The 13481-nt window shown below is 71.9% G+C and carries 12 protein-coding genes; 8 read left to right on the top strand and 4 right to left on the bottom strand.

Features of this window, described 5'->3' with window-relative positions; all coding sequences use genetic code 11:
• Positions 1-31 precede the first annotated feature (31 nt).
• Entirely contained in the window at positions 32-1210 is a 1179-nt protein-coding gene (gene pobA / locus ASF44_RS20510; protein ID WP_056901084.1) for a 4-hydroxybenzoate 3-monooxygenase, read from the bottom strand.
• A 143-nt stretch (positions 1211-1353) separates the two neighbouring features.
• Between pobA and ASF44_RS20505 the strand changes: the two genes are divergently transcribed.
• The 8 genes from ASF44_RS20505 to dinG all read left to right on the top strand — a co-directional run bounded on the left by ASF44_RS20505 (position 1354) and on the right by dinG (position 11080).
• A complete protein-coding gene (locus ASF44_RS20505) occupies positions 1354-2112 on the top strand; it encodes an IclR family transcriptional regulator C-terminal domain-containing protein (RefSeq protein ID WP_056901149.1) in 759 nt (252 codons plus the stop codon).
• A gap of 346 nt (positions 2113-2458) precedes the next feature.
• Positions 2459-3445: an ABC transporter substrate-binding protein gene (locus tag ASF44_RS20500; RefSeq protein ID WP_200930637.1), complete on the top strand. Its 987-nt coding sequence runs from the start codon at positions 2459-2461 to the stop codon at positions 3443-3445.
• 10 nt (positions 3446-3455) lie between these two features.
• Positions 3456-4361 carry an ABC transporter permease gene (locus tag ASF44_RS20495; protein WP_056901082.1) on the top strand — a complete coding sequence of 302 codons (906 nt, stop codon included), beginning with the start codon at positions 3456-3458 and terminating at the stop codon, positions 4359-4361.
• On the top strand, positions 4358-5215 hold the full coding sequence (locus ASF44_RS20490; RefSeq protein WP_056901081.1) for an ABC transporter ATP-binding protein: 858 nt from the start codon (positions 4358-4360) through the stop codon (positions 5213-5215). Before ASF44_RS20495 ends, ASF44_RS20490 begins: the two co-directional genes overlap by 4 nt.
• Positions 5212-6753, top strand: a complete 1542-nt coding sequence (locus ASF44_RS20485; protein WP_200930636.1) for an amidohydrolase family protein — start codon at positions 5212-5214, stop codon at positions 6751-6753. The genes ASF44_RS20490 and ASF44_RS20485 overlap by 4 nt, the downstream gene beginning before the upstream one ends.
• A gap of 102 nt (positions 6754-6855) precedes the next feature.
• The gene (locus ASF44_RS20480; RefSeq protein ID WP_162243853.1) at positions 6856-8424 is read left to right on the top strand and encodes a phosphatidylserine/phosphatidylglycerophosphate/cardiolipin synthase family protein; all 1569 of its coding nucleotides are present in this window, start codon (positions 6856-6858) and stop codon (positions 8422-8424) included.
• Between the two features lie 141 nt (positions 8425-8565).
• A complete protein-coding gene (locus ASF44_RS20475) occupies positions 8566-8763 on the top strand; it encodes a GNAT family N-acetyltransferase (protein WP_056901079.1) in 198 nt (65 codons plus the stop codon).
• A gap of 115 nt (positions 8764-8878) precedes the next feature.
• Positions 8879-11080 carry an ATP-dependent DNA helicase DinG gene (dinG, locus tag ASF44_RS20470; RefSeq protein WP_235579286.1) on the top strand — a complete coding sequence of 734 codons (2202 nt, stop codon included), beginning with the start codon at positions 8879-8881 and terminating at the stop codon, positions 11078-11080.
• Positions 11081-11159: 79 nt separating this feature from the next.
• On the opposite strand, the gene ASF44_RS20465 is transcribed toward dinG, so the two are convergent.
• The 3 genes from ASF44_RS20465 to ASF44_RS20455 are packed head-to-tail and all read right to left on the bottom strand — an operon-like array spanning position 11160 to position 13451.
• Positions 11160-11783 carry a LysE family translocator gene (locus ASF44_RS20465; protein WP_056901077.1) on the bottom strand — a complete coding sequence of 208 codons (624 nt, stop codon included), beginning with the start codon at positions 11781-11783 and terminating at the stop codon, positions 11160-11162.
• A gap of 4 nt (positions 11784-11787) precedes the next feature.
• Positions 11788-12243: a flavodoxin domain-containing protein gene (locus tag ASF44_RS20460; RefSeq protein WP_056901147.1), complete on the bottom strand. Its 456-nt coding sequence runs from the start codon at positions 12241-12243 to the stop codon at positions 11788-11790.
• Between the two features lie 44 nt (positions 12244-12287).
• Complete coding sequence (locus ASF44_RS20455) at positions 12288-13451, bottom strand: HPP family protein (RefSeq protein ID WP_082524929.1); 1164 nt, start codon at positions 13449-13451, stop codon at positions 12288-12290.
• Between the last annotated feature and the right edge of the window lie 30 nt (positions 13452-13481).

Raw genomic sequence — 13481 nt, 5'->3', positions numbered from 1 at the left:
TTCCTTTCATCGGCAGGGAATAGGGCCTGGCTCACCACCCGGTGGGCAGGCCCACGTAATTCTCGGCCAGCGCCGTCGACGCGGCGTGCGACCGGACCAGGTAGTCCAGCTCGGCCTCCTGGATCTTCTGGCCGAAGGCGCCGGTGTCGGGGAACTTGTGCATCAGCGAGGTGAACCACCATGAGAAGCGCTCGGCCTTCCAGACCCGGCGCAGGCAGGTGGCCGAATAGTGGTCGATGCCGGCGCTGGACTTGTCGGCATAGAACTCGCGCAGCGCGTGCCACAGATAGCCCACGTCCGAGGCCGCCAGGTTCAGGCCCTTGGCCCCCGTGGGCGGCACGATGTGGGCCGCGTCGCCGGCCAGGAACAGCCGGCCGAAGCGCATGGGTTCGGCCACGAAGCTGCGCAGCGGCGCGATGCTTTTCTCCAGCGAAGGGCCGGTCACCAGCCGCTCCGCCGCCTCGGGGTCCAGCCGGCTGCGCAGCTCGTTCCAGAACGCCTCGTCGCTCCAGTCCTCCACCTTTTCGTCCAGGCGGCACTGCACGTAGTAGCGGCTGCGCGTGGCGCTGCGCTGGCTGCACAGCGCGAAGCCGCGTTCGGTGTTGGCGTAGATCAGCTCGTGCGAGACGGGCGGCACGTCGGCCAGGATGCCGAGCCAGCCGAACGGATAGACCTTCTCGTACTCGGTGATGGCGCCGGCCGGCACGCTCTGGCGGCTGATGCCGTGGTAGCCGTCGCAGCCGGCGATGAAGTCGCACTCCAAGGTCTGGCGCTGGCCGTCCTGCGTGAAGCTGACGCTGGGGCTGGTGCCGTCGAAGTCGTGCAGCGCCACGTCCTTGGCTTCGTAGATGGTCGTGAGGCCGGCGGCGGCGCGCGCTTGCATCAGGTCGCGCGTCACCTCGGTCTGGCCGTAGACCGTCACGCGCTTGCCGCCCGACAGGCCGTGCAGGTCGATGCGGTGGCGCTGGCCCTTGAACAGCAGCTCGATGCCGTCGTGCGGCAGGCCCTCGGCCAGGGCACGCTGGTTGACGCCCGCGGCCTGCAGCAGATCCATGGTGGTCTGCTCCAGCACGCCGGCGCGGATGCGGCCCAGCACGTAGTCGCCGCTCTGGCGCTCCAGGACCACGTTGTCGATGCCGGCCTTGTGCAGCAGCTGGCCGAGCAGGAGGCCCGAGGGGCCGGCGCCGATGATGGCGACTTGGGTGCGCATGAATGTCTCCGCAGGGGGCAAATGGGAATGCCACGAGCGTAGGGCGGCAGCGCCCGGCGCGGGCCTGCTGGGCGCTGCCGTTGTGCGATCATCGGCCTGGCTGCGCGATGATCGCGCAATTCCCCACCGGCCCGACGCACCGCATGACCATCGCGAAGGCAGACCTCATCGAAGGCATGGCCAAGGGCATGGCCGTGCTGGAGAGCTTCGACACCGAGCGCCAGCGCCTGAACGCCACGCTGGCGGCCCAGCGCGCCGGCATCACGCGGGCCGCGGCGCGGCGCCACCTGCTCACGCTGGCCCACCTGGGCTATCTGGAGACCGACGGCAGCCATTTCTGGCTGGCGCCCAAGGTGCTGCGCTTTTCGGGCAGCTACCTGGCCTCGGCGCGCCTGCCGCGCGCGCTGCAGCCCACGCTGAATCGGCTCGCCGCGCAGACCGGCGAATCCTTCTCCGCCGTGGTGCGCGATGGCGACGAGGTCGTCATCGTGGCGCGCAGCGGCACGCTGCGCATGCTGGCCTACGGCCTGCATCTGGGCGCGCGGCTGCCGCTGCACGCCACGTCCACGGGCCGCGTGCTGCTGGCCGCCGAGACGCGTACGGCCTTCGCGGCCTGGATGAAGGGCAGGGCGCTGCAGCGGCTGACCATGCACACCGCGACCGAACCCCGGCGCTTTCGGCAGCTCATCGACGAGGTGCGCCGGCTGGACTACTGCGTGGCCATCGAGGAGCACGAGCTGGGCGTGCACGCGCTGGCCGTGCCGCTGCGCAACATGCAGGGCCGCACGGTGGCGGCGCTGAACGTGGTGGCCTCGCCGGCGCGCACGGGCCGCGAGGCGATGGAGCGCGAACTGCTGCCGGCGATGCTGGACGCCGCGCGCGAGCTGCGCAGCCTGCTGTAGCGCGCCGCACCGCCACGGTGCGCGCCGTGCCCCTGGCGCATGGCGCCGCCGGCGCTGCTGCACCGCTTTGGCGCATGGCCGGGCGATGGCGCCCCTGCCGACTGGGCACGCAACGTGCTTGGGGATAGCCAGCGCAGGCGTTGAGCTTCTACGGTTGGCGTGCCGAATTCTGGGCCTGTCCGGAATCTCGGCCCGCGCACCAGGCATCCATCCGCCTGACCGTACCGCCGAGTTCCGACCAGGTGTCCTCAACTGTCGGAAACGAGGTACTGGTATGTGCGAACGTCATGGCGGGGCTTACGCAGCCCTGCAATCTTCTTCTCCTTCTTCCGCGCGGCGCCGCGACATGCTGCGCGCGCTGGCGGCCGGCTCCGTGCTGGCCGTGCTGCCGATCGCCCAGGCGGCGGCCGCCGGTGCCACGCGCATCAAGGCCACGCATGGCGCCGGGCTGTGCAACATGGGCATCTTCATCGCCAAGGAGCGCCAGCTGGCGCAGGGCGAGGGCGTGGAACTGGAGTTCGTGGTCACGCCGACCAACACCGACATCGTGACGCTGTTCGGCGTGGGTGCGGTCGACATTTCGATGATCCCGTACTCGAACTTCCTGTCGCTGGTGGACGCCGGGGCGCCCGTCAAGATCGTGGCCGGCGGCGGCGTCAACGGCTGCCTGGTCGTGGCGCGCGAAGGCATCCGCAGCGCGGCCGACATGCGCGGCAAGACGCTGGGCACCTTCCAGGCCGACACGCTGGAGGTGCTGCCCTACGACTGGCTCAAGAAGGCCGGCCTGTCGTTCAAGGACGTGCAGGTGCGCTACTTCAACACCTCGCCCGAGATGGCCCAGGCCTTCATCGGCGGCGCGGTGGACGCGATCTGCGCGGTGGAGCCCTACGCCAGCCAGACCGTGGCCGCGCGCAAGGGCGCGGCCGTGCTGAGCGACGGCACCGACCTGTACGGCCCGCAGTACGCCGATTGCGTGCTGGCCGTGCGCACGCCGCTGCTGCAGAAGCAGCCCGAGGTGGTGCGCGCCGTGGTCAAGGCCTTGTTCAAGGCGCAGCAGCAGATCGAGGCCGACCTGCCCGGTGCGCTGAAGCAGACCGTGGGCAAGTACTACAAGACCAGCCTGGAGGCCGCCACCGCGGCGGCGCGGCGCCAGCCCGTGATGACGGACCAGCGCAACCAGGGCGACTTCATCCTGGCGCGCGCGCAGTCGATGAAGGAGATGGGCTACATCAAGAAGCTGCCCGGCACCGAGATCTTCGACTGGAAGCCGCTGGAGGCCGTGGTCGCTGCCGACCGCGCGATGTTCGATGGCCTCAAGCTCAAGTCGGCCTGACCGGCACGCCATGCCATCGCAACTGATGGGGCAGGGGGCCGCCATGGCCCCCGCGCCCGCGATCTCCGCTGCGCAGCGGCGCCGGTTCGGCGCCTGGCTGGCATCGGCCGGCTGGACGCTGGCCTCGATCGGCAGCATCGTCGCGCTGTGGGAGTGGGCGGCCTGGATGGGCTGGGCCGATCCGCTGCTGATGCCGGCGCCGCACGTGTTCCTGGGCAACTGGCACGAGCAGCTGCGCTTCTTCGACATGGCCAACACCATCGGCTCGGAAAGCGCCGGCGGCAGCTGGCTGGCGGTGCTCTCGGTGGTGCTGTGGACCTCGATGCGCGTGCTGGTCGGCCTGGCGCTGGGCTTTGCGCTGAGCCTGGCCGTGGGCGTGGGCATCCGCTACTGGCGCCCGTTCGGCAAGCTCACGCTGCCGGCCGTGACCATGTTCGCGCCGATCTCGCCCGTGGCCTGGCTGCCGGTGGCGGTGTTCCTGTTCGGCATCGGCGACAGGCCGGCCATCTTCATGGTCTTCGTGTCCATCTTCTTCGTGATGGTCATCGCCACGCTGGCGCAGATCGACGCGGTGCCCGCGTCGTACCTGCACGTGGCGCGCATCATGGGCGCGAGCAAACGGCAGCTCTACACCAGCGTGGTCCTGCCGGCCATCCTGCCGGGGCTGTTCGTCACGCTGCGCATCAACCTGTTCGCGGCCTGGATGGTGGTGCTGATCGCCGAGGCGGCGGGCGTGGGCAGCGGCCTGGGCCAGATCGTCATGATGGCGCGCAACACCTTCAACGCCAGCCTGGTGTTCTTCACGATGACGCTGATCGGGCTGTCGGGCTTCCTGTTCGACCAGGCGCTGGGCTGGGTGCAGCGGCGCATGCTGTGGTGGCTGGATGGGCAGAAGTCCGGCGGGAGGGACGCATGACGGGTTCCACGCAGGCGGCCCCGGCCGCCATCTCCTGCCGTGGCGTCTCCAAGGTCTGGAACGCCGATGGCGACAAGCCCTTCGTCGCGCTGAAGGACATCGACCTGGAGGTGCGGCCCGGCGAGTTCGTCGTGCTGCTGGGTCCCTCGGGCTGCGGCAAGAGCACCTTGCTGTACCTGCTGGCCGGGCTGGAGCAGGCCACGCGCGGCCAGCTGCTCAGCGCGGGCCGGCCCATCACCGGCACCAGCCCCGAGCGCGGCATGATCTTCCAGGACGCGGCGCTGTTTCCCTGGCTGGACATCCTGGGCAACGTGGCCTACGGCCTGGCGCTGCAGGGCGTGGCCCGCGCCGAGCGCGAGGCGACGGCGCGGGCATTGATCGCGCGCGTGGGCCTGGCCGGCTTCGAGCACAAGCGCCCGTCCGAACTGTCGGGCGGCATGCGCCAGCGCGCGGCCATGGCGCGGGCGCTGGCACTGTCGCCCAAGGTGCTGATGCTGGACGAGCCGTTCGCCGCGCTGGACATCCAGACGCGCGCCAAGATGCAGAACTACCTGCTGGACCTGTGGCGCCAGAGCGGTGCCCGGCCGGCCGGGGCCGACGGCGCAGAGAGCGCGGAAGGCGGCACCTCCATGCTGCTGGTCACGCATTCGATCGAGGAGGCCATCGGTCTGGCGGACCGCATCCTTGTGTTCACGGCCCGGCCGGGCCGCGTCAAGGAGATCGTGCCGGTCGACCTGCCGCGCCCGCGCAATCCGCGCGACGCGGCCTTCCATGCGCTGCACGACCGTCTGGCCGAGCTGCTGGCCGACGAGGTGGACCGCGCGTTCGCCGAGCAGGAGGCCGCCGTCCGATGACCGCTACCGCCCCCCCGCGCAGCCCGCCCGCCGGCCGGCTGCTGATCGAGCGTGCGCGCGTGCTCAGCCTGGACGCGCAGGACCGCGAATGGCCCGAGGCCGACATCCTGGTCGCAGGCGGCCGCATCGAGGCCATCGGCCCGGCGCTGCCGGTTCCGCCCGGCACGCCGCGCCTGGACGCGCAGGGCCTGCTGGCCATGCCGGGCCTCGTCAACGCGCACTTCCACTCGCCGGGCAACCTCATGCGCGGCCAGCTCGACGGCCTGCCGCTGGAGCTGTTCATGCTGTACGAGGTGCCGCCGCTGGCCGGCAGCGGGGATGGCCAGCGCATGGCCTACCTGCGCACGCTGATGGGCGCGCTGGAGATGCTCGAGCGCGGCATCACCAGCGTGCACGACGACGCCTACCACGTGCCGCAGGCGACCGTGGAGAGCATCGACACCGTGATGCAGGCCTATGCCGACGCCGGCATCCGCGCCACCGTGGCGATCGACCAGCCCAACGTCGTGGAGTACGACAAGTTCCCCTACCTGCGCGAGCTGCTGCCCGACGGCATGCGCGCCGAGATGCGGCAGGCGCCGCTGCAGACGCAGGAGGAACTGCTGGCGCTGTACGACCGCCTGCTCAGCCGCTGGCACGGGGCCGAGCACGGGCGGCTCGCGGCGGCCGTGTCGTGCTCGGCGCCGCAGCGCGTGACCCTGCCTTACCTGCAGGCGCTGGGCGAACTCAGCCGGCGCCACGACCTGCCCTACAACCTGCACGTGTTGGAAACCAAGCTGCAGCGCGCGACCGGGCAGGAGCGCTTCGGCCGCTCGCTGCTGCGCCATGTGCACGAGGCCGGCGTGCTGGACGAGCGCTGCCAGGTCATCCATGCGATCTGGATCGACGAGGACGACATCGGCCTGCTGGCCGACAGCGGCGCCGTCGTCGCGCACAACCCGGTCTGCAACCTGCGCCTGGGCAGCGGCGTGATGCCCTGGCGCGCACTGCACGACGCCGGCGTGCCCGTGGCCATCGGCACCGACGAGCTGTGCACGGACGACACGGCCAACGTCTGGCTGGCCGGCAAGATGGCCGGGCTGGTCCACAACCTGTCCAGCGCCGACCCGGCACGGTGGCCGCGCCACGCCGAGGTGCTGCGCGCGATGACGGCCGGCGGCGCGCGGGCGCTGCGCCGCGCCGGCCAGCTCGGCGTGCTGCGCCCCGGGGCGCTGGCCGACATCGCGCTGCTCGACCTCGACCGGTGGGCCTTCACGCCCTGCAACGACCTGCGCCGCCAGCTGGTCTACAGCGAGGACGGCAGTTCGGTGCGGCATGTGCTCGTGAACGGCGAGCTGGTGGTGCGCGACGGCCGGCACCAGCGCATCGACACGCGCGCCATCCGCGAGGAGATCCGCGCCCTGCTGCCGGCCATCCAGTCGCAATGGGCGGCCACGCACGCGGCGGCCGAGCGCCTGTGGCCGTACTACGCGGCCATGCTGGACAAGGCGCACGCGCAACCCAGCGGGCTGGTGCGGCGGCTGGTGGCGGGGGACTGAGGCTCGGGAAGCCGGACGCGCAGTCGGCAGCAAGCACCGCCCGTGTGGCTTGACGCCGGTCAGGCTACGATGGCCGCCGCTGGATTTCTAGGCAGGCGGACCATGACAAACACAAGATCGCTGCTGCTGGCATGCGTGCTCGCCTGCATGGCCTGGCTTTCGGGCTGCGCGTCGCTGCCCGCGCGGCAGCCGCCGCCCGCGGCCTACGCGCTGTCCGACGTGGACGCCACCGCCCTGGCCCGCCTGGCCGCCGCCAGCACGCCGGCCGGGTCCACGGGCAAGTCGGGCCTGCGCATGCTGCCCGAAGGCCCGTTCTCACTCGATGCGCGGCTGTCGCTGGCCGCGGCAGCCCAGAAGTCGCTGGACCTGCAGTACTACCAGCTGCAGAGCGACAGCGTGGGCTTTCGCCTGCTGCGTGCCGTGCGCGACGCGGCCGCACGCGGCGTGCGCGTGCGCCTGCTGGTCGACGACTTCTACACCGCCGGGCAGGACGAGCTGTTCGGCGCGCTCGACGCCTACCCGAACGTCGAGGTGCGGCTGTTCAACCCGCTGCCCGAGCGCAAGGGCTCCTTCCTGGGCCGCTTCATCGGCTCGGCGTCGGCGTTCTCGCGCATCAACCACCGCATGCACAACAAGCTGTTCATCGCCGACAACAGCATCTCGGTGGCCGGTGGCCGCAACATCGGCGACGAATACTTCATGCAGAGCGAGACGGCCAACTTCATCGACGCCGATGTGCTGGCCACCGGGCCGGTGGTGCGCGAGCAGTCGGCCGCGTTCGATTTGTACTGGAACAGCGCGCACGTCTGGCCCATCGCGCAGGTGGTGCCGCCCTACCTGGCGCCCGAGCGTGCGCGCGAGCGCTTCGACGAGATCGTCGGCGCGCCGCCGCCCGACATCGCGGTGCGCTCGCAGGACGCGCTGGGCAAGACCGCCGTGCGCCAGCAGCTGGCCGAGGGACGGCTGGACCTGATGTTCGCCAAGGCCACGGTGCTGGTGGACGATCCCGACAAGATCACGCGGACCCATGCCGACGAGCGGCTGGCCGGCAGCGTGACGCTGCGGGTGATGGAACTCATGGATTCGGCGCGCTCGCAGGTGCTGATCATCTCGCCGTACTTCATCCCGGGCCGGATCGGCATGCAGCGCCTGGGCCGGGCGGTGGGCAACGGCGTGAAGGTGACGATCTACACCAACTCGCTGAGCTCCACCGACGAGCCGCTGGTCTACCTGGGCTATGCGCGCTACCGCGACGATCTGCTCAAGCTGGGCTTCGAGATCTACGAGGTGGCGCCGCACCTGGGCAGCGCGACCCACCTGGGTGCGTTCGGCAGCTCGATCTCGCGGCTGCACGCCAAGATCTCGGTGGTCGACGACGACCGCATCTTCGTCGGCTCGATGAACCTGGACAGCCGCTCGGCCCGCATCAACACCGAGATCGGCCTGGTGGTGGAGAGCGCCGAGGTGGTGCGCGAGTTCAAGCGCCTGATCCCGGCCCGGGGCTTCCAGTCGGCCTACCGGCTGCGCCTGTCCGACAGCGGCCGCGTGGAGTGGCTGGAGCCGCGCGAGGACGGCGGCTTCACCGTGCACACCGACAACCCCGGCACCAGCTGGATGGCCGAGATCTGGAACTGGCTGAGTTCGCTGTTCGTTGGCGAGGAGCAGCTGTAGCGCTGCCTGTCAGTGCCGGTGCCGGTGCGGTCGCAGTCGTCGCGGTCGACCGGATGCTGCGCCGGTCCGCGGCAGGGCCGCGTGGGTGCCAGAATCGGCCGCCCCCTATCCCGACACAGGCCGCAGAGCGCGACCGATGAGATGCCGTTCGCGTTCCAGACGCTCCAGCTGGCCGAGGTGGTGGCGTTCACCGCCGTCGACAACCGCCGCTCCGAAGCCGTGATGCAGCGCCTGGGCATGGTGCGGGATCCCGGTACCTTCCGCCACCCGGCGCTGCCGCAGGACCACCGGTTGTCGGCGCACTGCCTGTACCGGATTCGGGCGGGCGCTGCGCGCTAGCCGGGGCGGGCAGGGCGGTTGCCGGCCGGCCACGCTCGGCGCCGCACCGCTGCCCCTACACTTGCGGCCCGCGGCCGATCCCGGCGCCGCGGCATCGCTCCTGGCTACAGCTCCCGTGCCTCCCCCGATTCCTGACTCCAGTCCCGCGCCTGCCGTGCTGGCCCATGGCGCGCTCGGCGCGTTCGACCGCGTTCTGGCACGCAACGCGGGCCTGCGCGCCCGCGCGGGCCAGCGCCAGATGGCCGAATGCGTGGCCCAGACCTTCGCCAGCGCCACGCTGGGCCAGGCAGAAGACGGCGAGGAGCCCGAGCGTGCCATCGCGGTGATCGAGGCCGGCACGGGCGTGGGCAAGTCGCTGGCCTATGCCGCGCCGGCCATCGCGCTGGCGCTGGCGCGCAAGACGCGTGTGCTGATCTCCACCGCCACCGTGGCGCTGCAGGAGCAGCTCGTGCACAAGGACCTGCCGGCGCTGGCCGCCGCGATGGACGAGCCGTTCCGCTTCGCGCTGGCCAAGGGCCGCGGGCGCTACGTCTGCAAGCTCAAGCTCGCGCGCCAGGCCGGCGAGGAGGGCGGCGGCGAGGACGACCTGTTCGCCGACGAGCCCGGCGACGATGGCAGCGGCCTGCCGCCCGGCTCCGACGCCGAGCGCCAGGCCCGGCTGCAGTTCTACGGCGCGCTGTCCCGCAGCCTGGGCCGCGAGTGGGACGGCGACCGCGACAGCTTGGCCCAGCAGCCCGCGCCCGAGGCCTGGTGGCCCGTGGCGGCAGAGGCCAGCTCGTGCACGGGCAAGCACTGCCCGGTGTTCAACGGGTGCACCTACTTCGAGAAGCGGCGCGAGCTGGTCGGCGCCCAGGTCATCGTGGTCAACCACGACCTGCTGCTGGCCTCGCTGGGCGGGCGCAACCTGCCGGCGCTGGACAACGCCTTGCTGGTGCTCGACGAGGCCCACCACCTGCCATCGGTGGCGCTGGAGCGCTTCGCCTGCAGCATGGACCTGGCCGCCACCGCCTGGATCGAGACCCTGGGCGCCCGCTGCAAGCGCATCGGCAGCCTGATGCAGGTGAGCGAGGCGGCCGACGCACCGCGCCAGGCCACGCAGCTGCAGCAAAGCCTGCACGACCTGCAGCGGCTGGTGCTGGACGCCTACGCGGCCGAGTTCGCCGAGGCGCGCGAAGGCCCGGACGGCAGCCGCGTGCGCGTGCCCGAGGGCCGGCTACCCCAGGTGCTGCTGGAGCCCCTGGAACTGGTCTGCGCCATGGCCGACAGCTTCCTGGCCGCGCTGTCGGGCGTGGCCAAGACGCTGCGCGCGCAGATCCGCGACATGCCCGACGAGGCGCGCCGCCTGTCGGTGCTGTATGCCCAGCTGGGCATGCTCACGCCCCGGCTGGAGCAGGTGCACGCCACGGCGCAGCTGCTGCTGCAGGAGCAGCCGGCCACCGCCGCGCCGGTGGCCAAGTGGTTCAGCCTGCACGGCGGTGGCGTGCGCGGCCCGCGCGTGCGCGCCCACGCCAGCCATGTGCTGCCGGGCGGCAGCCTGCGCACGCAGCTGTGGAGCGGCGCGCGGGCGGTGGTGCTGAGCTCGGCCACGCTGCGCGCGGGCGATGCGTTCGACTTCTTCCTGCGCGAGGCGGGCCTGGCAGGCGACGAGGCCGTGACGACGTTGGCCGTGGCCAGCCCCTTCGACTACCCGCGCCAGGGCCGCTTCGTGGTGGTGGAGACGCGCGCCGACCCCAAGGACGCGGCACGCTTCACGCCCGAGATGGTGGGCCTGCTGCTGGCCGACCTGGCCGAGGTGCGCCGCGGCGCGCTGGTGCTGTTCACCTCGCGCGAGCAGATGCGCCAGGCCGTGGCCGCATTGCCGGCCGCGCTGCGCGCGCTGGTGCTGGTGCAGGGCGAGCTGCCGCGCACCGTGCTGCTGGAGCGGCACCGCGCGGCGGTGGCGGCGGGCGGCCCGTCCATCGTGTTCGGCCTGCAGTCCTTCGGCGAGGGCATGGACCTGCCCGGCGCGCAGTGCGAGCAGCTGTTCATCACCAAGCTGCCCTTCGCCTCGCCCGACGACCCGGTCGGCGAGACGCGCGCGGCCTGGCTGCGCAGCAACGGCCGCGATGCCTTCAGCGAACTGGTGCTGCCGGCCACGGCGATGCGGCTGGCGCAATGGGCCGGCCGCGCCATCCGCACCGAGGACGACCAGTGCAGCATCCACTGCTACGACCGGCGCCTGGCCGGCACGGCCTTCGGCCGCCGGCTGCTGGCCGCGCTGCCGCCGTTTGCGCGCTGGCGCCGCGATGCGAAGGGGCGCATGCACGCGCTGGAGTGAGCGCCGCGCCGGGCCGCTCCAAGCAAGCTCGCTCCCGCCCGGCGCGACAGGCCGTAGGCCGAAGGGTGCCCCAGTGACCTCACGCGCTGCGCCGCGCGAACAGCAGCAGCGCGCCCATCAACGCGAACAGCCCGCCGCACACGCGGTTGATCCAGCGCGCCGGCCCGCTGCGCGACAGCCAGGGCGCCAGCCGCGCCACGCCCAGCGCGCACGCGGTGAGCACGCTGAACTCGATCAGCATGAAGCTCAGCGCGAGCAACGCGAGTTGCGGCAGCATGGGCGCGGCCGGGTTCAGGAACTGCGGGAAGAACGCCGCGAAGAACAGCAGCGCCTTGGGATTGCTGGCGCCGACCAGGAAGCCCTGCAGATAGGACGAGCGGCGCGAGGGCCCGGCCGCCGCCTCCACCTGCAGCGCGGGTGCCGGGCTGCGCAAGGTCTTGATGCCCAGCCAGACGAGGTAGGCCGCGCCCACCGCCTTGGCCACGAGGAAGGCGGTGTCGGAGGCGGCCAGCAGCGCCCCCAGGCCCAGCGCCGACAGCAGCATCACGCACAGCACGGCCGTCACCGAGCCGGCCACGCTGGTCAGCGCGGCGCGCGGGCCGTGGTGGAGCGCGCGCGTCATGCACATCAGCATGGTGGGGCCAGGCGTCAGGACCAGCAGCAGCACGGCGGCCAGGTAGAGCAGGTAGGACGAGAGGGTCATGGTGTCACGCCAGGGCCAGTGCCAGCCAGCTGCGGCACCAGGCGATGCCGGCCGCTTCCGCATCTTCCTCGCCGCTGGCGTCGTGCGTGAAGACCTCGCCGATGCGGCGCGCGCCCAGGTCCTGCAGCGCGGCGTCGAACTTCAGGCCGCCTTCGGCAAAGGTGGCGGCATGGGCACCGGCATCGCCGAGCGCGATGAGGCCGTAGCGCACCGCGCCCAGGTAGCGCGGCTCGTTCAGCAGCGAGGCATACAGCGCCTGCGCGTTGTCCGGCACGTCGCCCGCGCCGGTGGTGGAGGTGCAGACGAGGAACAGCGCGCCCTGCTCGAACACGCCGATGTCCAGCCCGTCCATGGGATCGACGGCAATGTTTGGCACGAGGTCGGTGCAGTCCAGCTGGATGGCCTGGGCCACGGACATGGCGTTGCCGGTGACGGTGCCGACAAGGATCTTCAGTTGCATGTGCGGAGCATAGCCGCGCGGCAGCGCCTCCCAGGCGCCCGTGCTCACGCGGCCCGCACGGTCCGGTGCAGCGCGCGGATCAGGTCGGATTGCGTGATCACGCCGACCACGCGGCGTTCCTCGTCGAGCACCGGGATGTGGTGGTGCCCGGCCTCGGAGAACAGCGGCAGCAGTTCGCTGATGTAGCGGTCGGCGCTGGCGATGCGCACCTGGCGCGTCATGATCTGGCCCACCACGTGCGGCTTGTCGTCGTGCGACAGCCCGCTGGCGCGGATCAGGCTGCGCAGCCGCGCGCCCAGGCCGTCGATGGACGCGAAGTCCGCATGCTTCATGAAGTCGGCCACGGTCACGATGCCGGCGATGCGCTGCGCGCGGTCGGTCACAGGCAGGGCCTTGATGCGGCGTTCGCGCATCAATTGCCAGGCCTCGTCCAGCGCGCAGCCGAACGGCACCGTCAGCGGCGGCGTGGACATCACGTCGCGGCAGCGCAGTTCGCCGAACTTGCGTTCGTAGGCCGCGGCCTCGGCGAATTGCAGCAGCCGTTCCAGGTCGTGCCGGCTGATGTCCAGCACCTGGTCGTAATGCGCCAATGCCGCGTCCAGATCTGCCGCCGAGAAGCGGGCCGGCGCGCCGGTGGCTGCCGCCGGGCGCAGGGGCACGGTGTGCGGGTAGGCGCGCCCCGTGAGCCGGTTGTAGGCCACGCCCACCAGCACGATGACCAGCGTGTCCACGAACACCGGCGACAGCGCGAAGCCGGGCTCCACGCCCGACAGCGCAGCCAGCAGCGCGGTGGCGCCTCCGGGCGGGTGCAGGCAGCGCAGCGCGAACATCGCCGCGATCGCCAGCCCCACGGCCACCGGCGCGGCCAGGCCCAGGTCGCCGGCGTAGCGTGCGCACAGCGCGCCCACCAGGGCCGATACCGTGTTGCCGGCGATGGCCGGCCAGGGCTGCGCGAGCGGACTGGCCGGCACGGCGAACACCAGCACCGCCGTGGCGCCCATGGGCGCGATCAGCCCCAACGCCGGCAGGCCGGGCGCCAGCGCATGCGCCACCAGCGACGCGACCAGGATGCCAACCGCGCTGCCCAGTGCGGCGCGGCCGATCTCGCGCGGGCTCACGCGGCCACCGGCCACGAGGCCGGTGGTCCACACGCCGTGCGCGATGGCGCGCAGGCGGGCGAGCAGGGTGAGGAAGGCGGAGGGTTTCAAGCGCAATGCCGGCCGATGCGGCCCATGGCA

The sequence above is a fragment of the Pseudorhodoferax sp. Leaf274 genome (assembly GCF_001422445.1).
Classification (GTDB): Bacteria; Pseudomonadota; Gammaproteobacteria; order Burkholderiales; family Burkholderiaceae_C; genus Pseudorhodoferax.
The sequence above is the reverse complement of the archived record's forward strand: the minus strand, read 5'-3'. Positions and strand labels throughout refer to the sequence as shown.

Excerpts from the sequence above, each read along its gene's own strand:
- ASF44_RS20500 (WP_200930637.1), top strand. The coding sequence starts at position 2,459 with ATGCTGCGCGCGCTGGCGGCCGGCTCCGTGCTGGCCGTGCTGCCGATC.
- ASF44_RS20480 (WP_162243853.1), top strand. The coding sequence starts at position 6,856 with ATGACAAACACAAGATCGCTGCTGCTGGCATGCGTGCTCGCCTGCATG.
- ASF44_RS20475 (WP_056901079.1), top strand. The coding sequence starts at position 8,566 with ATGCCGTTCGCGTTCCAGACGCTCCAGCTGGCCGAGGTGGTGGCGTTC.
- ASF44_RS20495 (WP_056901082.1), top strand. The coding sequence starts at position 3,456 with ATGCCATCGCAACTGATGGGGCAGGGGGCCGCCATGGCCCCCGCGCCC.
- ASF44_RS20460 (WP_056901147.1), bottom strand. The coding sequence starts at position 12,243 with ATGCAACTGAAGATCCTTGTCGGCACCGTCACCGGCAACGCCATGTCC.
- pobA (WP_056901084.1), bottom strand. The coding sequence starts at position 1,210 with ATGCGCACCCAAGTCGCCATCATCGGCGCCGGCCCCTCGGGCCTCCTG.
- ASF44_RS20505 (WP_056901149.1), top strand. The coding sequence starts at position 1,354 with ATGACCATCGCGAAGGCAGACCTCATCGAAGGCATGGCCAAGGGCATG.
- ASF44_RS20490 (WP_056901081.1), top strand. The coding sequence starts at position 4,358 with ATGACGGGTTCCACGCAGGCGGCCCCGGCCGCCATCTCCTGCCGTGGC.
- ASF44_RS20485 (WP_200930636.1), top strand. The coding sequence starts at position 5,212 with ATGACCGCTACCGCCCCCCCGCGCAGCCCGCCCGCCGGCCGGCTGCTG.
- ASF44_RS20465 (WP_056901077.1), bottom strand. The coding sequence starts at position 11,783 with ATGACCCTCTCGTCCTACCTGCTCTACCTGGCCGCCGTGCTGCTGCTG.